Origin of the sequence: Acinetobacter shaoyimingii (genome assembly GCF_011578045.1) — a bacterium.
Lineage (GTDB): Bacteria > Pseudomonadota > Gammaproteobacteria > Pseudomonadales > Moraxellaceae > Acinetobacter > Acinetobacter shaoyimingii.
Genome location: NZ_CP049801.1, coordinates 3,205,111 through 3,232,088, shown reverse-complemented (window position 1 = coordinate 3,232,088; position 26,978 = coordinate 3,205,111). Strand labels below are relative to the sequence as shown.

Below are 26,978 nucleotides of genomic sequence, written 5' to 3'. Positions count from 1 at the left end.
TTTTTTAAAGAGGGGTTAGGGGAGATTACCAATTCAGTTAAAAAACAATATTTGTGACCCAGTTGTGAAGTGAAAATCTCCACAACACACGGAGAAAAAAATTGAAAGATTTGCTCGATATCATGCGCAAAAAGACGGATTCAGATGGTCATGCACCAGTTGAATTTGATCGTATCCGTATTGGTCTTGCGTCACCAGAAATGATCAAATCATGGTCTCATGGTGAAGTTAAAAAGCCAGAAACCATTAACTACCGTACGTTCAAACCAGAACGTGACGGTCTTTTCTGTGCCAAAATCTTTGGTCCAGTAAAAGATTACGAATGCTTGTGTGGTAAATACAAGCGTATGAAATACAAAGGCGTCATTTGTGAAAAATGTGGCGTTGAAGTAACAACTGCGAAAGTTCGTCGTGAGCGTATGGGTCACATCGAATTGGCTTCGCCAGTTGCACATATTTGGTTCTTAAAATCATTACCATCTCGTATCGGTCTTCTTTTAGACATGACGTTACGTGATATCGAACGTGTATTGTATTTCGAATCTTACGTTGTAACAGATCCAGGTATGACTCCGCTTGAGAAATACCAACTTCTTAACGATGAAGAATACTTCACAGCGTTAGAAGAACACGGTGATGAATTCAGCGCGAAAATGGGTGCAGAAGCAGTTCAAGACTTGTTAAAAGACATCGATCTTGAAGCTGAAATCGCACGCCTTCGTGAAGAAATTCCACAAACAACTTCAGAAACGAAGCTTAAAAAAGCATCTAAACGTTTGAAGTTGATGGAAGCATTCAACGATTCAAACAACAAACCAGAATGGATGGTGTTAACTGTACTTCCAGTTCTTCCACCAGACCTTCGTCCGCTTGTACCACTTGAAGGTGGTCGTTTCGCGACTTCTGATTTGAACGACCTTTACCGTCGTGTGATCAACCGTAACAATCGTTTGAAACGTCTTCTTGACCTTGCTGCTCCAGACATCATCGTACGTAACGAAAAACGTATGTTACAAGAGTCTGTAGATGCATTGCTTGATAACGGTCGTCGTGGTCGTGCAATTACAGGTTCGAATAAACGTCCTCTTAAATCTTTGGCAGACATGATCAAAGGTAAACAAGGTCGTTTCCGTCAAAACTTACTTGGTAAGCGTGTTGACTACTCTGGTCGTTCGGTAATTACTGTAGGTCCTACTTTGCGTCTTCACCAATGTGGTCTTCCGAAGAAAATGGCACTTGAATTATTCAAGCCGTTTATCTTTGCGAAACTACAAGCATCTGGTCAAGCAACAACCATTAAAGCTGCGAAGAAAATGGTTGAGCGTGAAACACCAGAAGTTTGGGACGTTCTTGCATCTGTGATTCGTCAACATCCAGTGATGTTGAACCGTGCACCAACACTTCACCGTTTGGGTCTTCAAGCATTTGAACCGACCTTAATTGAAGGTAAAGCAATTCGTCTTCACCCACTCGTATGTGCTGCGTTCAACGCCGACTTCGATGGTGACCAAATGGCGGTACACGTACCATTAACACTTGAAGCTCAATTAGAAGCTCGTGCGTTAATGATGTCTACAAACAACATCTTGTCTCCAGCGAACGGTGAACCAATCATCGTACCGTCTCAAGACGTTGTATTGGGTCTTTACTACATCACTCGTGATGCGATCAATGCCAAAGGTGAAGGCATGGTGTTCGCAGATACTGATGAAGTAAACCGTGCACTTGCAACAGGTCAAGTTGACTTACACGCTCGCGTAAAAGCACGTGTACACCAAACTGTAATCGATGATAACGGTAACCGTGAACAACAAACCATTATTGTTGACACAACTCCTGGTCGTTGTTTGCTTTGGGAAGTTGTACCTGAAGGTATGGATTTCCAACAAATTAACGTTGAAATGACCAAGAAAAACATCTCTAAGATCATCAACTCTTGCTATCGTAAGTTAGGTCTTAAAGATACGGTTATTTTTGCTGACCAATTGATGTATTTGGGCTTCCGTCAAGCGACTCGCTCAGGTGTTTCTGTGGGTATGGAAGACATGCTTATTCCACCTGCAAAATACTCAATCATCGAAAAAGCAGAAGTTGAAGTTCGTGAAATCGAACAACAATTCGAACAAGGTTTCGTAACTGCTGGTGAACGTTATAACAAAGTTGTCGATATTTGGGCGCGTACCAACGACCAAGTAGCGAAAGCGATGATGGATAACTTATCTTTCACAACTGTTAAAAACAAACAGGGTGAAGATGAGAAGCAAAAATCATTCAACTCGATCTATATGATGTCTGACTCGGGTGCCCGTGGTTCGGCAGCTCAGATTCGTCAGCTTGCAGGTATGCGTGGTTTGATGGCTAAGCCAGATGGCTCGATCATTGAAACACCAATTAAAGCAAACTTCCGTGAAGGTTTGACAGTACTTCAGTACTTCATCTCAACACACGGTGCGCGTAAAGGTTTGGCCGATACAGCATTGAAAACTGCGAACTCTGGTTACTTGACTCGTCGTCTTGTAGACGTAGCGCAGGATTTAGTGATTACTGAGCCTGATTGCGGTACTTTAGACGGTCTTGTGATGACTCCGTTCATTCAAGGTGGCGATGTCATCGAGAACTTAGGTACTCGAGTATTGGGTCGTGTACTTGCTGAAGATGCGAAGAAACCAGGTTCGGATGATGTCATCCTTCCTCGTAACACATTAATCGACGAAAAACTTGCAAACTATTTAGAAGAGCAAGGTGTCGATGAAGTGAAAGTTCGTTCAGTTGTTAACTGTGCGTCTACTTTCGGTGTTTGTGCGAAATGTTACGGTCGTGACCTTGCTCGCGGTCACTTGGTGAACCCAGGTGAATCTGTGGGTGTAATGGCTGCTCAATCAATTGGTGAGCCAGGTACACAGTTAACCATGCGTACGTTCCACGTGGGTGGTGCTGCAAGCCGAACTTCTGCTGCAAACAGCGTTCAAGTACGTAATAAAGGTACAGTACGTTTCCACAATGTGAAAACTGTACAACACGCGAAAGGTCACTTGGTGTCTGTTTCTCGTTCTGGTGAAATCGGTATTGCTGATGACATCGGTCGTGAGCGCGAACGTTACAAACTTCCTTACGGTGCGTCTATCTTAATTAAAGATGGCGAAACTGTAGAAGCTGGCGGTATTGTGGCAACTTGGGATCCGCATACACATCCATTGGTAACAGAAGTTGCTGGTAAAGCACGTTTCAGCCAAATCGCTGATGGTGTAACTGCAACATCGAAAACTGATGATGCAACAGGTATGACCACTGTTGAAATCTTGCCTGTAACAGCTCGTCCTGCTTCTGGTAAAGATTTACGTCCAGCAATTGTGTTAGACACAGTTGATGGTGGTGAACAGTTCTACTTCTTACCACAAAGCACAATTGTGACCGTCCGTGATGGCGAAACAATTGGTGTGGGTGATGTCATCGGTCGTGTACCACAAGAAACTTCACGTACACGTGATATTACCGGTGGTCTTCCACGCGTAGCTGACTTGTTCGAAGCGCGTAAGCCGAAAGAACATGCAATCTTGGCAGAAGTGTCTGGTGTTGTAAGCTTCGGTAAAGAGACGAAAGGTAAGAACCGTTTAGTGATTACACCTGATGATGGCTCTGAGATCTATGAAGAGCTTATTCCAAAATGGCGTAGCATTAACGTGTTCGAAGGTGAGCATGTGAACCGTGGTGAAACTGTTTCTGACGGTCCACAAAATCCACATGACATCTTACGTTTGAAAGGCGAAGTTGCACTTACAAACTACATCGTGAACGAAGTTCAAGACGTATACCGTCTCCAAGGTGTAAAAATCAACGATAAGCACATTGAAGTTATCGTACGTCAAATGTTGCGTAAAGTTGAAATCACTGATGGTGGTGATTCAAGCTTCATCAAAGGCGAACAAGTGGATTACATCCGCGTTGTTGGAGAAAACCAAGCATTGCTTGCTCAGAACAAATTCCCTGCGAAGTTTGAACGTCAATTGATGGGTATCACGAAAGCATCGCTTTCTACTGACTCGTTCATCTCTGCTGCATCGTTCCAGGAAACCACTCGTGTGTTAACTGAAGCGGCTGTAACAGGTAAAGAAGATGAGTTACGTGGCTTGAAAGAAAACGTGGTTGTAGGTCGCTTGATCCCAGCGGGTACAGGTTTGGCTTACCACTTAGAACGTCGTCGTCAAGAAGCAGAAGCTGCTGAGTTTGAGCTTGTAAATGACTTCTCTGAAGTTGACCAAGCATTCTCACAAGCGTTAAACGAAGATCAATTCTAAGTTTAATCCTTGATAAAAAAGCCACCTTCGGGTGGCTTTTTTTATGTTTAACTTTTTGAAAAATGAATACTTTATTTAAAGACTAATTTTCAATATAGTGGAAAAAGAAAATAATTCGTGTCTAAAAATTAACTTGAATGGGGAAAGTGGAAAATGCATAAGAGCATACAAATATCGATGAGCGCTTTACTGGTACTGGGTTCAATGGCAGTCGTGGCTCAACCTATGCCAAATACGATTATTGTCGATGATAAAGCTGTTGTTCCAGTGCTCAAAACCCAAATTATTAGAAGAGTTGAAGGCCAACAACCAGTACGGACTGTAGAAGCAACTATTTTCGAAGTGAGCAACAAAGGACAAGATATTATCGCGCGTGAAGTGGTTTTACAAGACAATGAAAAGGAATTTTCAGACAAAAAAATGTCAATTCCCGTGGTTCAGCAGGGTGGTGTTATTGTACCAACTTCAAAAATTGAAGTGAAAACGACCGTTAAACAAGATCATGATGTGATAGCAGAAAGTAAACATATTGATGCGGCTGGAGTTGAGTTTCGTCGAGGTGAAGCGCCAGTTCAGCGCCAACTCAAGTTGGAACAAATCAGAAACCCAGAAGCGAATGAAAAAGTCACACATGCAGTTGTGCATGAAAATGGTGTGCAAATTAAAGATGTAGTGGTTTTTAGTGAAGATCAATAATGATTAACTAAGACCATTATGTTGATTGTGAAAAAAATATTGGACACTATTTTTACAAATTAAAGCAAATTACACCCAATTCTTAACAATAAGCTTTTATTCACTCCTTGTAGTAAGGCTATGCTTAAATAAATTCTGAGAAAGGTGTGATGCCATGAAAAAATTTACAACTGTTTTAGCCGTTGCAACATTGTCTGGTTTTTTCCTTGCTGGTTGTGAAAATATGTCAACTAAAGATCAGCGTATAGGTGCAGCAGCCCTTGGTGGTGCTGTTGGTGGCGGTTTGGGTAATCATGTCGGTGGCGGAGTGGGTTCTGCAATTGGTGGCGGTGCTGGCGCAGCTGCGGGTAGTAAAGTCCAAAATGGTTCAAACCGTAATGCAACGTATAGTGGTGTAGGTGGTGCTGTTGGTTCTGCGCTAGGTAAAGGGATCTTCGGTGGTAATGTCGGTGCTGCTGTAGGTGGAGCACTTGGTGGCGGTGCTGGCTCTGCGATTGAATATAAAAATCGTTAATGTCATACATTGAAAAGGCGCTTCTTTAAGAGGCGCCTTTTTTTTATTTTAAATCGCTATTTTAAACGATTTGCATGGGGTTTTTTCCGTCGGATATAAACCGTTTTAAATACTTCAGCGATACGTAAACCCGATTCATCAATAATGCTGACATTATAGTTACGATAAATAGGCGCGTAGTTATCTGCTAATTCTTTGATGGTTTTAACTTCATGCGCATCTATACGAATATCGGCATAAACCGTACTACGTCCTGGGGTCAAAAACTCAATCGATGCAGCTTTGTCCCAAACAATATATTCTGAACCTAAGTGATACATCAGTAGGCTCATATAAAATGGGTCCACCATTGAATATAAGCTACCACCAAAGTGAACACCTACGATGTTCTTATTGTTACGAGTAAGTGGCATCTTGACACGAATATGGAACTTGTCCATATCGAATTTTTCAACCTCAATCCCTGCACCTTTATAAGGCGCAAAGTGGTTAATCATATATTTTGAGAGTATTGGAATTGTCGCTAGTTTTTTTAAAAAGCTCATTTAGGTCAATTGTTTTTTTAATAGCTGTGACATCATACTAAAGTACTATAAATGCTCTGGCATTGATCTTAGTGCCAACAATGATGAATAAATGGTCAACAATATAAATAATAATGGTGATGAAATGCGTGCGAATACTCACTGGATTGCTACCCAAGATCAACAACAACTCTATGCTAAAACATGGGGTGATGAATCAAAACCAGCTTTGGTATTGGTGCATGGTTATCCAGATAATCAGGAAGTGTGGGAACCCATTATTTCGAATTTAATCTCAGACTTTTATATTGTGACTTACGATGTTCGTGGTGCTGGTCAATCGACCATCCCAAAGAAAATCCGCGCTTATGCTTTACCACGCCTGTCACTTGACCTTGAGTGCGTCGTGAATAAACTACTGGCAAATCGACCGTTCCATTTGGCTGCGCATGACTGGGGCTCGATTCAAACATGGGAATCGGTGACTGAACCTAAGTTCAAAGGGCGTATTTTGTCCTATACCACCATTTCGGGTCCATGTTTAGACCATGCGGCTTTTTGGATGCGAGAACAATTTAAACATCAAAAATCGAAATTCTTTAAGCAGTTATTTAAGTCTTGGTACATTGTTGCTTTTCAGCTTCCAATCTTGGCTCCGACAGTTTGGCACTTATTTAATCCAGAACGTTGGGCGAAAGTTTTAGCTCAAATGGAAGGTCAGAAAGGTTTGCCACTCAATCAAAATATTTCTGCAGATGGGGAACACGGTGTTGCGCTGTATCGTGCCAATTTTATTCCACGTTTAAGTATGCCACGCCAGCGTCATGCGGTATGTCCAGTTCAAGCCGTAGTGCTTAAGCGAGACAAATTTGTGAGCCCAGAACTGATTGATGAAATTCCGAAATGGGCATCGAATTTTGAGCGTGTAGATGTCGATGCGAACCACTGGGCGGTGCTCAGTCGACCTGAAGAAATCGCAAGTTATATTAAGGCATATGCCTTGAAGCATAACGCTTGATTATTTAGAAAGAATGTCTAAATAAAACAAAAAATGAGATTTTGAATAAAAAATAATTAGATCAGTGAAGTCATTTTAAAGATTAATCTCTGTTAAAATGCGTTTTTTTCAAAATCTCATACTCTTATGATTGCAATTATCGCTGCTATCGTAGTCATGTTCGGACTATCTTTAGCCCGTGTTCCTGTTGTTTTTGCGCTGATTATTGGTGCAGTCACTGGTGGATTATTGGCAGGTCTAGGTCTTCAAGGTACGCTTGAGGCCTTTAACAATGGACTCGGTGGCGGTGCCAAAATCGCGCTCGCTTATGGTGTGTTGGGTGCATTTGCATTGGCTTTAGCCCGCTCAGGCTTACCCGATCTTTTGGCATATAAACTGATCAAAGCTTTGAAAGGAGATGCCGATCAGAAATCGCAAAATAAAGTCAAATACATTATTTTTGCAACCATTGCTTTAGCTGCGGTGGCATCACAAAACGTGATTCCTGTTCATATTGCCTTTATTCCTGTTTTGATTCCGCCATTACTTACTGTCTTTAACCATTTAAAACTAGATCGTCGTTTAGTTGCATGTCTACTGACATTTGGCTTATGTGCAACCTATATGCTGATTCCAGTCGGTTTTGGGGCCATCTTTCTCAATGATATCTTAGGTCAAAACATCAATACCTTTGGTAAGCCGTATGGGCTCCAAATTAACTATGCTGATATTCCACATGCCATGGCAATACCTGTGTTTGGTATGTTTGTAGGTTTATTGATCGCTGTCTTTATTTCATATCGTAAACCACGTGAATATCAAGATATTCAAATAGAGAAACCTGTACAAAGCATTTCTGGTGAGATGGTCAATCCGGATCAAGATGCAGCGCCACAAATTGCCAAATTCACGCTGTATATGGCGGCATTTGCTGTACTGGCGACATTGAGCGTGCAGCTCTATTCAGACTCAATGATTTTGGCTGGTTTAGTGGGTGTTGCGATTTTAAGTTGTGCAGGCATCTTTAAATGGAAAGAAGCAGATGATGTCATCATTAGTGGTATGCGAATGATGGCCTTGGTCGGTTTCATTATGATTTCTGCACAAGGTTTTGCAGCAGTCATTGAAGCGACCAATCAAGTGCCTGCTTTGGTTCAAGCATCAGTGGAATGGATTGGAAACAGCAAAGCTTTGGCGGCATTTTTGATGTTGATCATTGGCTTGTTGATTACGCTGGGCATTGGTTCTTCATTTTCTACTGTGCCTATTCTTGCCATTATCTATGTCCCATTATGCATTCAATTTGGTTTCAGTCCTACAGCGACCATCGCAATTATTGGAACTGCGGCGGCATTGGGTGATGCTGGATCTCCTGCATCCGACTCCACTTTAGGTCCAACTTCAGGTTTAAATATGGATGGACAGCACGATCACATGAAAGATAGTGTCATTCCGACTTTTGTCCACTACAACATCCCACTAATCGTGTTTGGTTGGATTGCAGCGATGGTTTTGTAAACTAAAAGTTTAATATATATGAAAAATTATTCTAATAATAAATAAAATAATAAAGTATATTAATTAGGTTGGTATTTAAAACCAACCTAATTGATAAGAATTAATAAATTCATTTATTAATTATATAGTTGTAAATATTTCATAAAAATGCAAATAATATCTATTGCATCTATATATAATCTAATATTAATATGTCTAAAAATAAGTCGAGGGTCGTATAATATGTTAAAACAAATTGCAATTATTTCATTATTGGGGATGTCTGCCTCTGCAATGGCTGGTCAGTTTCAAGTTAAAGTTGGTGCCTCTTTATTGTCACCAACTGAGGATTCAAATTTAGGTGCTTCTATTGTAAAAGCAGATAATGAATTTGCATTTACACCATCTGTTGAATATTTCTTTAATGATAATTTTTCTGCGGAATTATTATTGGCAACGCCAATTCGTCATGATGTATTACTTGATGGTAATTCAGTTGCAACCATTAAACACTTACCACCAACAGTAACTTTAAAATATCATCTGAAAAATTCAACACGCTTCACGCCGTATATTGGTGTGGGTGGTACAGCATTTATTGCTTGGGATGAGGAAGGTGTAGCGAAAGATGTAAAAGAAGAGTTTGGTGTTGCTGGTCAATTAGGTTTTAACTACCAACCTGCTGATGCTAAAAACTGGGGTGTATTCTTTGACGTACGTTATGCTGATTTAAGTCCTAAAGTGACGCTTACACCAGCAGCTGGTGGGCAAAAATTCGATTTAGATATCGATCCACTCGTTTATACGATTGGTTATAGTTATAAATTCTAAGTTGATTGTAAATAATTAATCGTTACCTAAAACCCATCAAATGATGGGTTTTATTATTTGGAGTAGTTTTATAATCCAAAAATTTTACTTTCAATATTATCTAGAAAATAAACATTAAAATAAGAAACTAATGTTTAAACTAAATGTGATTTAAATTTTTTAAAATTCAATATTCTAAAAAAGAGTTTTGCATATGAATGCTATGAGTAGAATGATTTTTACCATTTTTATTTGCATGTTTGGATTTAATATTCATGCGCAAGCAGCCAGTTTTAACTGTAAAAGTGCAAAAACTTCGACGGAAAAGCAGGTTTGTAAAACCCTAAGTTTGAATGATGCGGATGTTAAAATGAGCACGACATACAACATTATTCGTCATCTCGTGCCTATGGGAACACGTGGTGCAATTCAAGATGAACAAGCTGCATGGTTAAAACAGCGAAATCTGTGTGGTGCAAAAATTACATGTTTAAGTCAACGTTATCAAGAACGTCAGCAAAAGCTGGATCAGCATATGCAAAGAATTTATGCGCTAGGACCATTTTAATTTTTTTTTAAAATTTTCTATTGAAAAATTTCTAAGACGCACCATTCATAATGCATTCAAAGAAAATTGTTGCACTAAATTGAAGGAGTGATTTATGAGTGAGAATACACAAAAGCATAGTTTCCAAGCAGAAGTAGCTCAATTATTACATTTGGTAACGCATTCACTTTATTCGAACCCAGAAATTTTCTTAAGAGAGCTGATTTCAAATGCGTCAGATGCATGTGACAAATTGCGTTTTGAAGGCATTAATCATCCTGAATATTACGAAAACGATCCAGAACTTCATGTTCGAGTTACCTTAAATAAAGACAATAAAACCATTACGATTTCAGATAACGGCATTGGTCTAAGCCAACAAGAGGCGATTGATAACTTAGGTACCATTGCTAAGTCGGGTACCAAAGACTTTATGTCTAAGTTGTCTGGGGATCAAAAAGCAGATGCACAGTTGATTGGTCAGTTTGGGGTCGGTTTTTATTCTGGCTTTATCGTAGCAGATAAAATTACGGTTGAATCACGTCGTGCAGGCGCTGATGCATCTGAAGGGGTACGTTGGATCAGTGGTGGTACGGGTGACTTTGAAGTTGAACAGATTGAAAAGGCTTCACGTGGAACAGATATCATTCTGCACTTAAGAGAAGATGCTCTAGACTATTTGCAATCTTATAAAGTGAAGCAGATTATTAATAAATACTCTGATCACATTAGTTTGCCAATTGAAATGCAAAAAGAAGTTTGGCAACAAGAAGAAGCAGCAGAAGGTGAGGAAGCAAAGCCCGGTCAATATGTGACGACTGATGAATGGGAAGCCATTAACTCTGCAAGTGCGTTGTGGACACGCAATAAATCAGAAATTACGGAAGAGCAGTACACCGAATTTTATAAAAATTTAACCCATGATTTCGATGCACCATTGGCTTGGGCACATAACCGTGTTGAAGGAAGCACTGAATATACTCAATTGCTTTATATCCCAAGTAAAGCACCACACAACATTTTCACACGTGAAGCCAAAGCTGGTATCAAGTTATATGTGAAACGTGTGTTCATTATGGATGATGCAGATAATTTGATTCCAAATTATTTACGCTTTGTTCAAGGTGTGGTGGATAGTGCAGATTTGCCATTGAATGTCAGTCGTGAATTGTTGCAAGAAAGCCGTGATGTTAAAACCATTCGTGAAGGTAACACTCGCCGAGTGTTAACAACCCTTGACGCTTTAGCAAAATCTGAAGATGCAGCGGACCAAGAAAAATTCAAAACTTTCTACGCTGAGTTTGGTGCAGTGTTAAAAGAAGGTCTTGGCGAAGATATGTCGAATCGCGATCGTATCTTAAAACTTCTTCGTTTTGCGACATCAGCCAATGATGAAGTGAGCACTTCTTTAGAAGCCTATAAAGCCAATATGAAAGAAGGGCAAAAAGCGATTTACTATGTGACTGCTGATAGCTTAGCTGCTGCGAAAAACTCGCCTCAACTTGAATTGTTTAAGAAAAAGGGCATTGAAGTTATTTTAATGACGGATCGCGTAGATGAATGGGCAATGGAATTTGTACATTCATTTGATGGTACGCCAATGCAAAATGTGTCTAAGGGCGCTGTCGATTTAGGCGATTTGCAAGATGCTGAAGAGAAGAAAGCATTGGAAGCTGCCGCGGAACAGTTTAAACCGGTGGTCGATAAGCTTACTGAATCATTAAAAGACAAAACTAAAGAAGTTCGTGTGACTACACGTTTGGTTGACTCTCCAGCGTGTTTAGTGACTGGGGAAGGTGAGCTTTCGCCACAGTTGATTCGTATGTTAAAACAAGCAGGGCAAGCTGTACCTGAAAGCAAACCTGTTCTAGAGATTAACCCTGAACACGCTTTAGTGAAAAAGCTTGAAAGCTCTGAACAGTTTGATGATTTGGCCAATGTCATTTTTGACCAAGCTGTGATTGCTGAAGGTGGAACTCCAGAAGATCCAGCAGCCTACTTGAAACGTATCAATAGCTTGTTGTTAAAATAATGCATTGATCAATTAGTCTATACGATTAAACCTCCTTCGGGAGGTTTTTTCATTAAAAATTCCAATGTTTACAATAAGAATTACCGTATAACTTTTGACCATTTGTTCCATTTTTGTTTTACTAATAAGCATATAATAAAGACTGATAAATGTTCGGAATGTAGTGAAATGAGAAGTTTGCTTTCGATTGTTGTCAGTTCTATTGTTCTAAGTGTATGTATGTCATCCGCAATGGCAGATACAACGACCAATAAGATTGCACGCAATGATCGAGTGTCTGTGAATATGTCAAAATTGGACTATGACATTAACCCGCTAACGGATAGCAAACGTGTTGTACGTAATGATCATGTTGCTTATACCCAGCCAAAGGTTGAATCTACTCAGACTGCGGTTGTTAAAAAGAAACGTATGATTCGCAATGACCATGTGATTGTTTATAAATAATCTTAAGCATGGAATGTGCAAAGCCCATTATGATGATGGGCTTTTTTTTCATGTGAGCCATATAAAATTACATTCATTAATTAAAACAATATCACTTCAATCGAAGTTATTATTATTAAAATTTTTATAAATTTATAGGCTTAGTGCTCTAGATATTCATACATCATTTAGGTTATGAGTTTAAAAAAGCGCTTCTAAACGAATTAAAGCCCGTGGGTAATGCGATCTGTCTTCACGCTGGTCATTGAAATAGTTTAAGTCGCCTTGGACATAGAACCATTCACGCCACAGCGGTTGGCGCCAAGAAATGAAAGGTCCCCAGCTGTTTAGGCGCAGATCATCATTATCATAATAGCCACCTGTATAAATCCCATAGTTAAAACGATTTCCCTCAAAAAATTGATGCTGTCTATAGGTACGGTTATCCCAAGTCAGATCTTCATCTTGTTCATCGGCATAGGTCAAATACAATTGATTGGAAAAAAATGCTTCGTTAGGGCGAGCGTGGGTGAGTTCTAAGTTGGTTCTCAAATAATTTTTACTGTCGATACCATAACGGTAAATTTGTTCGGCATACACTGAAAAATCGTTGGGAAGTTGCCACTCTTTGGTTGCTTTCAGACGAGCATACAAATCGTCTCCAGAACGTAAGCCTAGATCGGCATCTAAGTCGAAAGGTAGTTTTTTGGAAAATTCTGACCAACGCAATGCAATTGAGCTGTTGTCATCGCGAATTTGTTTTGAATCAAATTTTTTATTTGCAACACCTGCAGGGTTTTCGTTGGTAATGGCGACATTATGTCGACTTTCGTTATCCAGAGAGTCATCACCAAACACGACACTTAGTTTTTGTTCTAAAGTCGGTAGCTTAATAGAGCCTCGAATACGGGGTTTAACTTCGTAGCCATCATGTTTATCCCAATCGTTATCGATAATCACACGGAGCTTGGCTGATGCAGGTTTATCTGGATTGGTTTTACCAAACCAGCCATCAATTTTATGTGCTGTTCGATCTGCCCAATTTCGTATGGATTTTTGAGATCGATCCATCCAGGTCATATTTTCAGTCTGCGCTGTTTCAGGCACAATCTTAGAATTAGATTGATCGGGTAATAACGTTGGAGTCGAGTCAATAACCCGAGGAATAAAGTTAAGCCAGTGATATTCTTGGTTGTATTCATTTTCATGAACAGATTTTTTATCTTGTTCATTTTCAGCAAGTATTCTAGATGAATGATCATCATAGGATGGTAGTTGTAATTGAGTTTCTGATTCAGATTTAGCAAAGACAACACTCGATTGAATACTACACAAGAGCATAAATAGGGGTGGGAGATAGCGAGATTTCTTATAAATTGTGTTCATAAACTTAATTCTTATTCTAAATTTTAATAACTACACATCATCCATGTTCAAATTACGAAGGCTCTACTCTTTCTAGATCAAGATGTTTTCTATATATCTTCTATATATCAATGTTGTATCAAAAAAGTGCGCTGTATTGTGCATTTATTCTAAAAAAAGTGTTTTTATTTGTAATTCTTTATCTCTGTTTTAAAATAATAAAAGTAATATCAATAAGTTGGGTTACATCTAACAAAAAGCACTTTAACTGTATGCAATAAAGCTAAAGTGCTCGTTGTTATAAAAGTTGCTGTTGGTTCATCAATAAAAAATCTCAATAGACAAGCTGTTCAGTTAAGCTGTCTGAGTTTTGCAACGTTTTTCATAAATCTTTCCAGAAATACCCCCAATAATTGCACCGCTGAAAGTACCAAATACGGGTAAAATGCTCCCCGCAACAGCACCAATCAATACGCCTTTCACTGTGGGTGAAAATCTAGATTTCTTTTGAGGTGTAGTTTCGTCACTTGCGACATATTGCGCACTTACATCATTTTTTAGATCTGCTGTATTTGCCATATCATGACCTCATTGTGTTTAAGTTGAATCAATGCATGTATTTCAAAATCTGAACGATTGAGAATACATAAGACTGTGAATTTAACACTTGAAGAATATATAAGTTTAGAGACTTATATTTTGTATAAAATGATCATTTTAAAAACATATACATATAAGAAAACCTATACATATAAAGCCTAGAGAAACATTTAAAAATTGATAAGAAAAGTATTGCGTCATTTAGCCTAAACCTCAATACACTTCAGCTGTGTACGAGGGCTGTTAAATTAGAAGGTCTTTGCGTAATTTTAAAAAGTATGCATAAGCATAGCTCAAATTTTAAACTGACTGATTCGCAATCATCGATTTTAGCCCAAAAAAAACCGCCATTAGACTCAATGGCGGTTTGCATTAAATATTTATAAAATCAAATATTTAAAAAGAAAACTACAGCGCGCGAATTTCAAAAAAATCATGTAGCAGGGAGAATACTCGCTTCGACAAGTATTATATGTAAAGGAAGAACAATTGATAAGTTCAATTTTTGGAACACAGCATTCTATTTATGTTTAAATTTTATACAGATCTTGGTTGTGTTCAGGCATATATCCTCAATCAATCAATCAATCAATCAAAGATTAAAAACCCACTTTGAAGTGGGTTTTTTCATTTAGCTTTTTGGAACTTCACAAGATTCATCATTACATACGGCAGCATCGTCCTGTGTAGCGTCGTCTGCTTTGGCTTCACTGTTTGCAATGGCTTTTGCAATCACATCTTGGAACACTTGAACAGGTTGTGCACCAGCAAGCGCAACACGCTGATCAAAGACAAAGAAAGGTACGCCAGTCACTTTAAGCTGATCACGCGCAACTTCTTCATCGTATTTGACGAAATCTGCAAATTCATCAGAATCAAGTACATCATCGACTTGAACTGGATTTAAACCAATACGAGCGGCCACGTCTTCAATCGTTTCACGCTCACCAATGGCTAAACCTTGGGTCATATAGCTATAGAAAAATGCTTCTTCAGCCTCATTTCCCAAGCCTTGACTTTGAGCCAAATGAATAATTCGATGTGCATTGAAAGTATTGCCAGAATTGGCTTTTTCCCAATTGAACTCGATTCCTTCTTGTTTAGCCATTTCAGCAATGTTGCGTTGCATTTCTTCAACTTCAGCAATACTACGATTATATTTCTGGGCCAAACGTTCTGAATTTGAGGTTTCTTGGCTTATTGGTGCATCTGGATCAAGTTGAAAACTATGCCAGAAAATTTCAAGTTCAACACCAGATTCAGCAGCAGCTTTTTCTAAACGTTTTTTACCAATATAGCAAAATGGACAAACCACATCTGACCAAACATCTACACGCATGGGAATTCTCTATCTATCAAATTTATCTGCCTTATATAGTGAAGGCGATTGAGAAAGATTTAAAGTACAAAAAATAAAACGCTCTGTTTTAAGTTGTAGATGGTTGATTGTCTGATGAAATTTACAACACTAAGGTCTAGTTAGCTGTATGGAATTCTAAGTTTTAAAATCTCATCAAGTTTTTAAGATACTCAATCCATATGATGAATTAATTTTGGATAATATTTAACAGCTTTAGAATTTTTAGACGAATGGTGCTGTTGGAAATTTCACGTCCATAGGTTTTATAGGAGTTTTCTAAATAGCTCGCAGCTTGTAACTCTGACATGGGCGTTTGATCATTGGAAGATGCCAATAAAATATTATAAATATTAAATAAATCTTCAGGGGAAGAGCAGTTGCTTGCCAAAATACCCATCAGGATATCTTGATTTGCATTGGGGAAGTGTTCTTGAACCTTTTCATTGGTTTGAGACAAACAAGCGATATAAGTCTTTTGTGTTTCATCTGCACCATGATTGATTTCATCTGGACTCAAAATTTTGTCGGACAATTGTGACTTGGCTAAAGGCGTGATTTCAGATAAGTCTTCCATTGCTGAAAAACTTGATTGTGTAATGCAAAGCAATGACACAGACAAAAAAAGATATCGAATTTTCATTATTGGTACAGTTTTGATTTTTTATCGACATTCTTATATAAAAAATCCTCGCGATTGGCGAGGATTTTTTGTTATATGAAATGTATCTGAATATTTTATGATTCAGTGATACATTTCACTCATCAAGCTTTGAGTTTCAATTACTCAAATTTGAGACTTAAGCTTTCTTTTTAAACCAAGAGAAGAAACCTTTTTTCTCTGCTTTTGTTACCACTTCTGCTTCAACTTTTTTAGCGCAAGCTTCTGGTGCTTCAATTGCAGCTGCGTCTTTAACTTCAGCCACTTTAGTCTCTACAGACTCTTTTGCTTCAGCAGTTTGCGTATTTAAAGCATCTTTAACTTCAGCAACCTTTTCAACAGCAGTTTCGTTTACAGTGTTAGCAGTTGCTACCGCAGTTTGTTTGATTGCTGCAGTTTGAGTTGCGGTGATGTCTTTTGCTTGTGCTACAGCATTTACAGCAGTTTGTTTAACTTCAGCCGCTTGGCTCATCACTGCTTTTTCAACAGCAGTTGCATTTGCTTTCACATTTGCAACAGCTTCAGCTGAGTTAACTTGCGTTGCAACAGCCAAATTTGCCATTTGATTAACTTCATTTGCTTCAACAGTTGTTGTTGCCATTGCCGAAGTAGTTCCTGCAACTAAAGCAATTGCGATAGCAGTTTGAAGAGCTTTCATGAGTTATTCCTAAAAACGAGATGAAACATTTGAAGTGAATATGGTACGCCGTTTAATATAATAATTTGAAAATTATCATTTTAAATCGATTTATTTGTTGGAAATATCAACTATATTTACAAACTTATAACAGGATTATAATTTGCTGATTAATCCTTAAACATGGGATATGCATGTCATTATTTTTTGGCGAAATGTGTCGATTATAATTCCGTGATTATGATGTATAAAAAATATAGAGCAACGTTCCAATTTATAGGACAAAACATCATCTATTCAAAATGCATCAGGCTTCTTTTTAATGTTATTGATTATGTTTTTTGTTTAAAAATCCATTTTAAATGGAGATTAAAACGGTTCAAATTTATATTGTTTTTTTATGAAATTTAACATGAAAGAATTAAAAAAAATGATCAAAAATTTTGATCAATAAACCAGATAAGAATTCTTTAAAATGGAATTATAAAAAAGTAAATTTATAGCAATTTTTTAAAATTTTATAACACTTCAGGCATGTGCTTTTGAATCACGTCGCAATTTGCAAACTGTTCAGGGTAAAGCACATCCTGTGAAGCATTTTCAAAAAAATCACTTAAATTGCACTGTGATTTTTCACAATGAAAACCCAAAAATGAGTGAAATCCGCGTATGCGAATAATGGGCTGTTTCAATTTAGGTGGCATTTCATCTATTGAACAATAAGCGTCTAGTGGATATTCGCGCTGATTATCATACAGCGTGATATGAATTAAGTAGGCGCTGGAATCCATGATGTAATGTACGCGTTGAGCTGTTCCGATATTGATCTTTTGTTTATAGGTTGGATTTTTAGTGGGTTCAAATTTGACGCCAAATTCTTTAATTACGGGTTTACCCATCAATTCATTGGTTTTGAAATACACGCCTTGAATAGCATGATGATTTGCCAGATAGAATAAATAAAATAATCCTGAGAAGGTGATAAAAGCGATCCCCAGATTGACAAAGCGCATGATGCGCTGATTATTTTGTTGTTGATGGAATTTGGGTGCAGATGAATGGCGTGTTAGAAAAAAATGATCAGTAATCAATAGCGCCAGTATAAAAGCTATAAGAATAATAAAATAATACAACGCATCACTGAAGGTATTGCTAAAGAAAGGCAAAGCATACTGTTTGGCGATATTGATAAAATATCCTGTCATCATACCGATAACCATCAACATCACAAATAACAAAAAAATCTGATTTTTATTTTTCATATACTCATGCTTTATTTAAGTTTACATTCAATAATTATGGTGTTGTACTTGAATGCAATGGATTTTCATTTTTATCTTTAAATAAAAAATGATCATATTGATCATTAGGTTAAGTATAATCAATAGTATGATTTTGTAATAAGATCAAGAAAAATTTTCACTCTATATCCGAGCATGAAGATACTTTTATGCAAATAGCGATCAAATTGACACAATCATTGAGCAAAGCGCTTTGTAAATACTTATCTCATTGGTAAAAATGCCTATAGCAATCTATGCGTGCAAATTCCTCATTGCAATTGATGTAGGGAAATTTTTTAGATATAGAAAACATGCGCTGCGTTTCGATTTTTATTATTTGTGTGAAATAAAATGAATTAATACATGTATTAAAAATGAGCAAAATATAAAATTGGCTATATAATAAAAAATTACGGCATGGTTAAAAAATCTTTGCGCTTCATTTGTCCAATACACAGACTCAATATTGAATGAAAAAACTTACGTTATTATGGTTAATCATATTTGCGCTATGTGCCTTATCTATTTCATATACTCATGACTGGATGGTTAGCCCTATATGGGTGGTAAATCCTGTAATAGCGTATTACCTCATTCAATTTAGAAAAGAAGTGAATCATCCCTTATTCACGTTTATTTATACATTTAGCATCATTTTTTTAGCGTCAGTTCTCTTTGATCCGATTAAAACCTTAAATACTAAAATACTCTTAAGCCTGATTTGTGCCACTCAAGTCTTGAGCTTTACGTTGCTTTTTTATTGGTTGAAAGCTCGCATACTGCAACTCAAATACGTCCAAACCATTATCACTACGCTTCCAAATTTGATCAGTACGATCTTTGGTGGCTTGTTGTTTATGTTGGTCTTCGATTTGGGACTAAACAGCTATGAGTTTTTGGATTATTTCTTAGAGCAGTTTACAACGGGCTTAAGCGTTTTTTGTATTTTGTATGGTGCTCATCATGCCAAGAATATTCTTTTTAAAGATTATGCTTTGGTGGCACTGGCGCTTATTTTCCAATATCTGATTTCAACCGATCCGATTTTCTATGCCTGTTTTATCTTCCCATTTTTGATGTGTTATTTCGCTTTGAAATATCAAATTCGTGAAGTTAGTCTATTGCTAGGAACATTAACGCTGATTTGTAGTATGTATTTGTCGATTCCTTTGGCTGGAGAATATTGGAGTGCAGATCATACACATATGCTTTCGCGTTTAAGTGCGTATCGTTTGGCACTGAGTTGTTATTTGATTATTTCATTGTTTATTTGTGAGATTTATCTGAAGAATAGACGTTTAAATTTAGCTTTTGAACGGATGATGTTTCGAGATGAACTAACAGGTTTGAAAAACCGTCGTTTTGTACGTGAAAAAGTTTTAAAAGATCCACAGTTTCATCAGGGTTTTATTCTGCTGCTGGATATCGACAAATTTAAAAATGTGAATGATGTGTATGGACATCATGTAGGTGACCTCGCCATTCAACATATTACCAATATTGTTAGACATTGCTGTCCTGTGCAGGGCAGTGCATTGACCCGATGGGGCGGTGAAGAGTTTTTATTGGTGATACCGCATGGCACCGAAGCAGAATGTCGGCAAATGTGTGATGCGATTTTGGCTCGTTGTCATGAAATGCCGTTTCGTTTAAATGGACGTGAAATGGTGATTACAGTCAGTATTGGGGCAACGGTATTTGAGCGTTTTAATTTAGAGACTTATGAAGCGCTGATTCAGCTGGCAGATAAGTGTTTGTATGAGGCGAAAGACGCAGGTCGTGATTGTTATGTGTTTGAGGTGGCTAAACCGCTTGTCTGAGTGCTAATGAAGGATTTATGTGATTGTTGTAGTCTATTTGAAGTTGCTTTTTATTTCTCCCCATGCTTCTTTTTGGCGATCATCTTTGACTGAGGATTCGGCTCATGAATACTTGACAACAAATTACCTTCCTCATGTACATTTACATGAGCATTTTAAATATATAAAAAATACCTATTTTTAGCAATATATTATTGAAATTTAATAAAAAACCCCGCAATAAGCGGGGTTTCTTTTTATCGAAGTATTTAAGAATTAAACACGTTCGATGATTGTTGCAATACCTTGACCCAAACCAATACACATGGTCGCAAGACCAATTTGAGTATCTTGTTGTTCCATCACATTCAACAAGGTTGTTGTGATACGCGCACCTGAACAACCCAATGGGTGACCCAGTGCAATTGCACCACCGTTCAAGTTAATGATGTCTTGCTTGTCATAGATGCCCAAACCTTTCATAACTGAAAGACCCTGAGCAGCAAACGCTTCATTTAACTCGATCGTTTGAATGTCATTAATCGTTAAGCCAGCACGTTTAAGCGCTTTTTGAGTTGCAGGTACAGGACCATAACCCATGATCGCAGCATCACAACCTGCAACCGCCATAGAGCGAATCACAGCACGTGGCTTAAGACCTAAAGCTTGAGCACGTTCAGCAGACATCAAGAGCATTGCAGAAGCACCATCAGACAAAGCAGATGATGTTGCAGCAGTTACTGAACCACCTTTAGGATCAAACACAGGACGTAAAGCTTTAAATGCTTCAAGGTTAGCATCTGGACGAATCACTTCATCGATATCGCAAAGTTGCAGTTTACCTTCAGCATCATGACCTTCAACGCCAATGATTTCGTTTTTGAAACGACCTGCTTCAGTTGCAGCCCAAGCACGACGGTGAGATTCAACACCAAACGCATCTTGCTCTTCACGGGTAATACCGTTCATACGACCGAGCATTTCAGCCGTTAAGCCCATCATGTTAGATGCTTTAGCATAATGCTTAGACGCTTGCGGGTTGAGATCAATACCATGCATCATGCCAACGTGACCCATATGCTCAACACCACCGATGATGAACACATCACCTTGGTTGGTCGCAATTTGCGCCGCAGCAGTATGAATTGCTTGCATAGACGAACCACAAAGACGGTTTACCGTTTGACCTGCAACAGTTTTTGGTAAATCGGCCAATAACACAATGTTACGACCAATGTTCATTCCTTGCTCTAGAGTTTGGTTTACACAACCCCAGATGACATCTTCAACTTCATTCGTATCAAACTGGTTACGAGCAACCAATGCACGAACGAGTTCAGCAGATAAATTGTCGGCACGGACGTTACGGAACATACCGTTTTTGGTTTTACCCATTGCTGAACGTACGCCATCAACGATGACAACGTCACGTGGATTTAAATTAGCCATTCACGTTGCTCCTTAACCGTAGAATTTTTTGTTGTTAGCAGCCATGTCTTTCAACAATTGTGGCGCTTCGTATGCTTTACCTAAGTGTGCATATTTGTTGCAAAGCGCAACGTATTCAGCAACACCTGTTTGGTCGATATAACGCGCTGGACCACCACGGAATGGAGGGAAGCCAACACCCATAATCATTGCCATATCTGCTTCAGCAGCAGTCGCTACGATGTTGTCTTCTAAGCAACGAACAGTCTCGTTACAGAATGCAAGCATCATACGATCAATGATTTCTTGAGCATCAAATTCGCGTTTTTCGCCAGTTACAACTGGAGCAATCACGTCATAAGCTGTTGGATCAACAGTTTTGGCTTTCTTGCCTTTTTTGTCCAAGACATACTTGTAGAAACCAACGTCGTTCTTTTGACCCAAACGTTTTGCTTCATACATGGTTTGAATAGAACCTTTGTAATCAGGCTTCATACGGTCAGGGAAACCTTCAGCCATCACTTCTGCACCGTGAACGCCAGTATCAATACCCACAACGTCCATCAAGTAAGCAGGACCCATCGGCCAGCCGAAACGTTCCATGACTTTATCGATTTGTTGGAAATCCGCACCATCTTTAAGTAGAAGGTCGAACGCACCGAAGTAAGGGAACAATACACGGTTGACCAAGAATCCTGGGCAGTCGTTTACAACGATTGGTGTTTTACCCATTTTTTGAGCAAGAACAACAGTGGTTGCAATCGCTTCATCAGAAGTCTTTTCACCACGAATCACTTCTACCAATGGCATCATGTGAACTGGGTTAAAGAAGTGCATACCGACAAAGTTCTCAGGACGTTGTAATGCTTTCGCTAAACGTGTGATTGAAATGGTCGATGTGTTCGATGCAATGATCGTATTGTCACGAACTGCTTTTTCAGTGTCCGCAAGAACCGCTTCTTTGATCTTAGGATTTTCAGTCACCGCTTCAATCACGATGTCTACTTCTCTAAATTCGTCATAGCTTAAAGTAGGACGGATACGAGCAAGTGTTTCACCCATTTGCGCAGGCTTCATCTTTTTGCGTTCAACTTGTTTGGTCAACAAGGTGTTCGCTTCAGACATACCCAATGCCAATTGAGGGTTACCAATATCTTTCATGATAATTGGTGTGCCTTTGCTTGCCGCTTGGTAAGCAATACCACCACCCATGATGCCTGCACCAAGTACAGCAGCTTGGTTGACAGGATGAGCACCTTTTTCATATTTCTTGGTGGTTTTCTTCACCACTTGATCGTTTAAGAATAAACCGATCAATGCACCAGATTGTGGTGTAATCGCAGCTTTTGCAAAGTGTTCAGCTTCTTGGCGAAGTGCGCCAGCACGGTCTAAACTTGCACCTGCTTGCATCGAATCAAGCAATAATTTTGGCGCAGGATATTGCGCTGGATTTGCTTTCGCAAGAACCACACCTTTAGATGAGTTAAACGCCATCATTTGTTCAAGCATGTCGAGTTTAACAGGCTCTAATTTTTCTTGACGTTTTGCTTTCCAGTCCAAACGACCAGAGATTGCTTGTTTTACAAGGTCAATCGCTGCATCATTGAGTTTGTCAGCAGGAACAACTGCATCTACAGCACCATCTTTTAATGCAGCAGCAGGTTTTTTGTTTGCAGATGTCGCAATCCATTCAACCGCATTGTCGATACCAATGACACGACTTAAACGAACCGTACCACCGAAACCAGGGATGATCCCAAGCTTCACTTCTGGTAGACCAACAACTGCAGCTTCTGACATCACACGGTAGTCACAAACCATACACATTTCAAAGCCACCGCCCAATGCAATACCATTGATCGCAGCAACTTTAGGGATTTCTAAATCTTCGAACGCATTGAAGATGTCATGAACAGGCATTGCCCAATCTACAATCGCCTTTTCACCTTGAGTGAAGTTTTCACCGAATTCAGTAATATCTGCACCAACAATAAATGTTGATTTGCCCGATGTTACGATTAAACCTTTTACAGAATTGTCAGCTTTTACAGCCTCAATTGCAGCTTTAAAGTCTTCAATCGTTGCACGGTTGAATTTATTAACCGACTCACCTTGTAAGTCAAAGCGGAATTCTGCAATTCCGTCCGAAAGCATTTGGACGGTAATGGCATTGCCAGCGTGGATCATGCCCTGATCTCCTTTTTTTGGAGGACTTCTAAGTTGATGTTGTGAAGCGAGTACGCATTTCCCGCGCACACTAATGCTTCGCTAATCTTACGATAACTATATCCAAAAAGAACATAACAAGTTGTATCAAGCCGTGACGCAAGGGTCATCTATTTTTTTCTCGATGACCAAAAGCAATCGCAATATTGAGAATCTTGTATCGGATAAAATTTTAATGAAGTTTTTGTTTCAATTGAGATTCTATAAAATCCGATATTCAGTTATAGGGGAAAAATAGGTGCAATTACAAGCTAGACCAAAGAGATTTTTTTGTCACCAAAGTCAATTGGTCTATTATTCATGGTTTTTCTAACGAATTTATTCATTAAATAATCGACTTTAAGCCTGTGGGTAGCTTATTTTTAAGACATTTTTTGCTAAAATTTTCTACATAGTCTTTTTAATTTAACTCGTTTATAGCGGCTTATAAACGTCTGAAATTTAGAGTTCCGACATGTTTAAGTGGATTGTTTTAGCGATATTTGTAGTTTCGGCAGTATATATTCAGCATCGTGGTAAAGTTAGACATTCGTTTTACCGTCAATTTTTTGACCATTCAACACTCCTTGCTCCCATCAATTTTTTGATGTATTTGTTCTCTAAAGTACCAAATCAGCCTTATATCGAAACGCAAGCATTTCAAGATTTAAAAGTGCTTGATGAACATTGGGAAATGATTCGTGATGAAGCTCAAGCTTTGTATGCTCAAGGTGGCATTAAGGCATCGAGCACTTATGATGACCTAGGATTTAACTCATTTTTTAAAACAGGTTGGAAACGATTTTATCTGAAATGGTATGACTCGGCACATCCATCTGCGGCAGAACTTTGTCCAAAAACAACAGCATTGTTAAAAACCTTACCTAGTATTAAAGCAGCCATGTTTACTGAGCTTGCGCCAAATAGCCGTTTGGTTCGTCATCGGGATCCCTATGCAGGATCATTACGTTATCACTTAGGTCTCATGACACCGAATGATGATCGTTGTTTTATTGATGTCGATGGAAAGAAATATTCTTGGCGTGATGGGGAAAGTGTGGTGTTTGATGAAACTTATATTCACTATGCTGAAAATACTACAGAGCAAAACCGTATTATTTTCTTTGCCGATGTAGAACGTCCTTTAAAATCAAAAATCATGCAACGTTTTAATCATTGGTTTGGTAAAAATGTGATGACGGCTGCAAGCTCACCGAATGAAGCAGGTGATCAGACGGGTGGTTTAAACAAAGTCTTTGGTTATGTGTATAAAATCCGTATTAAAGCGAAGGCACTCAAAGCATCCAATCGCCCACTGTATTATTTCTTAAAGTGGTTCTTGATGTTGGGCATTTTCTTCCTGATTTTTATTCGTCCGTATATGCCACAAATCATCGCTTTCTTTCAAAAACTGTTCTAAATTTAAAAGCGCCTGAAAAGGCGTTTTCTAATTTTTTAAAGAGAAAAATAATGACTAAAAATAATCGAGAAAACTTAGACCCTTTAGCCAAAGTCACACAGAAAAACTATGCTTTATGCGTAGAAGCTTATCGCAAATCACTTAGTGAAATTAGTGATGATTATTCGCAATTAAAAGCATTAGAAAAATTATTCATTTATGGTTTTGATCAGTTTTCAATAGATAAAAAAGAAAACTCGTATTCTGAATATCATGCGTTGAGTAAGCTTTACAATAGATTCAATAACTTTACCTCTATAAGAGGATATTTTAAAAAATTAGATTTTTTTAAAGAAAATCAAGATTTTTCAAAATATGCTTTAGAATATTTAGATTATATGAGTAAACATGAATTTTATTGTCTCGATAATCACATTATTGGCTTAAAAGTTTGGGCGATGGGATTGCTTGCATTGTTTAATCCTGCACATCAAGCCATTTTCTTGGAAAAACTATTAAATCAACAATATGCAGTTTTCCAATCAAGTGATTCCAGAATCTTTTGTTTGTTTTGTGAAAAAATGATAAATCAATACGGTGAAGATATATTTTCATTAGATGCTCGTTCCCTAGTTAATCAACTCGTTGAAAATATAAATGAAAAACGTAGAAGTAGTGAAAGTTTTGCGTGGAAAACGCACTTAGATATCGACTTGCCTATGAATGATTGGGGAGTGACGATTTGGATCGATCTTGCAGAAAATGCAGGATATGCGTATTTAGAATTACAAGATGATCACCAATTTAATTGGGAAGTGAGTTTATCTCATAAGCAATTCAACCATCTTTATCATGAACGCCTTGCGTATCATTATTTAAAAAATGATTTCGAACTTCCTATTTTTTCTGATTTTGGAGTACTTAAATTTCCTGTTTGGTTGAAAATTTTAGAAAAATCAGGTTATTGCTTTGATTGGGAAAGCATCAAAATTACTGGATTAAGGAAAAAAACAGAAAAACAAAAAGTGATAAAATGGTTAATGGAACCTTTTATACAGTAAGTTTATTTTAAATTAGACTTCTTATAAAAGTTAAAATTTATCGTTATATATGATTCTCTTAAGAATTTATTTATAGCTAAGATCATTGAAGATATGACGTTCAAAAGAGACTTATTGATAGTGAATCTATTTTGAATAATAAAAAGTCATATATTCATGAAAATCAATTTGATATTGATCACACCAATCACTAAATGAAATTTTAGCATTGTTGTTTTTATAGTTTTCCCAAGTATGTAGTAAAGTGTCATAGTAGCGATAATCAATTTCAAGTTTCTGTTTTTGGTCTGATGGTTTAATTTTTTCTAATAAAGATTGAGCAAGGCCTAAATGTTCATAAGCGTGTTCAAGTTCGCCAATCAAAAAAGATTCATGCAAGTGATGCGTCTGCCAATCAATTTTATCTAAATGAAATTGTGCCAGTTTGATTAAACAAAATTGGTTATTCGGATCCAGCTCTAATGCCTTTTGGTAATATTCTATTTCGTAACACAAATAACCCAACCATTGGTAAGTCAAAACATCATGAGGCTCAGTTGCTTGCCATTCTGAGAATACTTTGATCAAATAATGCTTTAAGGGATCTGAAATAAGTTGATGTATAGCACTGTGATTGTAAATCAGCTCAATTAACGTGATCACGATATGTTGCTGAACCTTCATATCTAAGCTTTCACAGTGTTGAATAAACTGTTTGAGCTTTTGAAAAGCAACTTTTCTTAATCCTGATTCTCTAAAATGACAATATTCTGCATATAAAGCAAAATATGCATCATTTTTAAAATGATCGTAAATGTGTTTAAGTCCAGTAAAGTTATCTTGATTCCAATAGTACATTTTTCATT

The 26,978-nt window shown here is 37.9% G+C and carries 22 protein-coding genes; 12 read left to right on the top strand and 10 right to left on the bottom strand.

The genetic code is table 11. From position 1 onward, the window contains the following. Nucleotides 1–101 precede the first annotated feature (101 nt). The 3 genes from rpoC to G8E00_RS14665 all read left to right on the top strand — a co-directional run bounded on the left by rpoC (nt 102) and on the right by G8E00_RS14665 (nt 5,505). On the top strand, nt 102–4,295 hold the full coding sequence (gene rpoC / locus G8E00_RS14675; protein ID WP_166011304.1) for a DNA-directed RNA polymerase subunit beta': 4,194 nt from the start codon (nt 102–104) through the stop codon (nt 4,293–4,295). A gap of 153 nt (nt 4,296–4,448) precedes the next feature. Then, entirely contained in the window at nt 4,449–4,991 is a 543-nt protein-coding gene (locus G8E00_RS14670; protein ID WP_166225799.1) for a hypothetical protein, read from the top strand. Nucleotides 4,992–5,145: 154 nt separating this feature from the next. Further along, a complete protein-coding gene (locus G8E00_RS14665; RefSeq protein WP_166011300.1) occupies nt 5,146–5,505 on the top strand; it encodes a DNA transfer protein p32 in 360 nt (119 codons plus the stop codon). A 56-nt stretch (nt 5,506–5,561) separates the two neighbouring features. Here G8E00_RS14665 and G8E00_RS14660 read toward each other — a convergent pair whose 3' ends face one another. Continuing rightward, nucleotides 5,562–6,050 carry a PaaI family thioesterase gene (locus G8E00_RS14660; RefSeq protein ID WP_166011298.1) on the bottom strand — a complete coding sequence of 163 codons (489 nt, stop codon included), beginning with the start codon at nt 6,048–6,050 and terminating at the stop codon, nt 5,562–5,564. 124 nt (nt 6,051–6,174) lie between these two features. Between G8E00_RS14660 and G8E00_RS14655 the strand changes: the two genes are divergently transcribed. The 6 genes from G8E00_RS14655 (at nt 6,175) to G8E00_RS14630 (ending at nt 12,359) form a co-directional block, all read left to right on the top strand. Further along, nucleotides 6,175–7,047 (top strand): alpha/beta fold hydrolase, encoded by an 873-nt coding sequence (locus G8E00_RS14655; protein ID WP_166011296.1) that lies wholly within the window; start codon nt 6,175–6,177, stop codon nt 7,045–7,047. A gap of 126 nt (nt 7,048–7,173) precedes the next feature. Continuing rightward, a complete protein-coding gene (locus G8E00_RS14650; protein ID WP_166225795.1) occupies nt 7,174–8,544 on the top strand; it encodes a Na+/H+ antiporter family protein in 1,371 nt (456 codons plus the stop codon). Between the two features lie 222 nt (nt 8,545–8,766). Then, a complete protein-coding gene (locus G8E00_RS14645; RefSeq protein WP_166225791.1) occupies nt 8,767–9,354 on the top strand; it encodes an OmpW/AlkL family protein in 588 nt (195 codons plus the stop codon). Nucleotides 9,355–9,556: 202 nt separating this feature from the next. Next, nucleotides 9,557–9,901 carry a lysozyme inhibitor LprI family protein gene (locus G8E00_RS14640; protein ID WP_166226577.1) on the top strand — a complete coding sequence of 115 codons (345 nt, stop codon included), beginning with the start codon at nt 9,557–9,559 and terminating at the stop codon, nt 9,899–9,901. A 94-nt stretch (nt 9,902–9,995) separates the two neighbouring features. Continuing rightward, nucleotides 9,996–11,912 (top strand): molecular chaperone HtpG, encoded by a 1,917-nt coding sequence (gene htpG, locus G8E00_RS14635; protein WP_166225788.1) that lies wholly within the window; start codon nt 9,996–9,998, stop codon nt 11,910–11,912. A 168-nt stretch (nt 11,913–12,080) separates the two neighbouring features. Continuing rightward, nucleotides 12,081–12,359 carry a hypothetical protein gene (locus G8E00_RS14630; protein ID WP_166011287.1) on the top strand — a complete coding sequence of 93 codons (279 nt, stop codon included), beginning with the start codon at nt 12,081–12,083 and terminating at the stop codon, nt 12,357–12,359. A gap of 180 nt (nt 12,360–12,539) precedes the next feature. Here the strand turns inward: G8E00_RS14630 and G8E00_RS14625 are convergent, their stop codons facing one another. The 6 genes from G8E00_RS14625 to G8E00_RS14600 form a co-directional block, all read right to left on the bottom strand. Then, on the bottom strand, nt 12,540–13,724 hold the full coding sequence (locus tag G8E00_RS14625; protein ID WP_406741442.1) for a hypothetical protein: 1,185 nt from the start codon (nt 13,722–13,724) through the stop codon (nt 12,540–12,542). Nucleotides 13,725–14,057: 333 nt separating this feature from the next. Then, on the bottom strand, nt 14,058–14,282 hold the full coding sequence (locus G8E00_RS14620) for a hypothetical protein (protein ID WP_166011285.1): 225 nt from the start codon (nt 14,280–14,282) through the stop codon (nt 14,058–14,060). A 652-nt stretch (nt 14,283–14,934) separates the two neighbouring features. After that, nucleotides 14,935–15,642 carry a DsbA family oxidoreductase gene (locus tag G8E00_RS14615; RefSeq protein ID WP_166011283.1) on the bottom strand — a complete coding sequence of 236 codons (708 nt, stop codon included), beginning with the start codon at nt 15,640–15,642 and terminating at the stop codon, nt 14,935–14,937. Nucleotides 15,643–15,850: 208 nt separating this feature from the next. Beyond that, complete coding sequence (locus G8E00_RS14610) at nt 15,851–16,237, bottom strand: hypothetical protein (RefSeq protein WP_166225785.1); 387 nt, start codon at nt 16,235–16,237, stop codon at nt 15,851–15,853. Nucleotides 16,238–16,460: 223 nt separating this feature from the next. Then, nucleotides 16,461–16,979: a hypothetical protein gene (locus G8E00_RS14605; protein WP_166225782.1), complete on the bottom strand. Its 519-nt coding sequence runs from the start codon at nt 16,977–16,979 to the stop codon at nt 16,461–16,463. Nucleotides 16,980–17,476: 497 nt separating this feature from the next. Then, the gene (locus G8E00_RS14600) at nt 17,477–18,220 is read right to left on the bottom strand and encodes a hypothetical protein (RefSeq protein WP_166225779.1); all 744 of its coding nucleotides are present in this window, start codon (nt 18,218–18,220) and stop codon (nt 17,477–17,479) included. Between the two features lie 632 nt (nt 18,221–18,852). On the opposite strand from G8E00_RS14600, the gene G8E00_RS14595 reads away from it, so the two are divergent. Then, the gene (locus G8E00_RS14595) at nt 18,853–20,061 is read left to right on the top strand and encodes a GGDEF domain-containing protein (RefSeq protein WP_166225776.1); all 1,209 of its coding nucleotides are present in this window, start codon (nt 18,853–18,855) and stop codon (nt 20,059–20,061) included. Between the two features lie 255 nt (nt 20,062–20,316). Here the strand turns inward: G8E00_RS14595 and fadA are convergent, their stop codons facing one another. Both fadA and fadB read right to left on the bottom strand, forming a co-directional pair. Continuing rightward, nucleotides 20,317–21,489: an acetyl-CoA C-acyltransferase FadA gene (gene fadA / locus G8E00_RS14590; RefSeq protein ID WP_166225773.1), complete on the bottom strand. Its 1,173-nt coding sequence runs from the start codon at nt 21,487–21,489 to the stop codon at nt 20,317–20,319. Nucleotides 21,490–21,501: 12 nt separating this feature from the next. Continuing rightward, a complete protein-coding gene (gene fadB / locus G8E00_RS14585) occupies nt 21,502–23,655 on the bottom strand; it encodes a fatty acid oxidation complex subunit alpha FadB (RefSeq protein WP_166225770.1) in 2,154 nt (717 codons plus the stop codon). 493 nt (nt 23,656–24,148) lie between these two features. Here fadB and lpxO point away from each other — a divergent pair, with 493 nt between their 5' ends. Together lpxO and G8E00_RS14575 are read left to right on the top strand one after the other, a co-directional pair. Further along, complete coding sequence (gene lpxO, locus G8E00_RS14580; RefSeq protein WP_166225767.1) at nt 24,149–25,093, top strand: lipid A hydroxylase LpxO; 945 nt, start codon at nt 24,149–24,151, stop codon at nt 25,091–25,093. A gap of 50 nt (nt 25,094–25,143) precedes the next feature. Beyond that, nucleotides 25,144–26,133, top strand: coding sequence for a hypothetical protein (locus tag G8E00_RS14575; protein ID WP_166225764.1), 990 nt, complete (start codon nt 25,144–25,146; stop codon nt 26,131–26,133). A gap of 126 nt (nt 26,134–26,259) precedes the next feature. Here G8E00_RS14575 and G8E00_RS14570 read toward each other — a convergent pair whose 3' ends face one another. Then, nucleotides 26,260–26,970, bottom strand: coding sequence for a hypothetical protein (locus tag G8E00_RS14570; RefSeq protein WP_166225761.1), 711 nt, complete (start codon nt 26,968–26,970; stop codon nt 26,260–26,262). Nucleotides 26,971–26,978 lie beyond the last annotated feature (8 nt).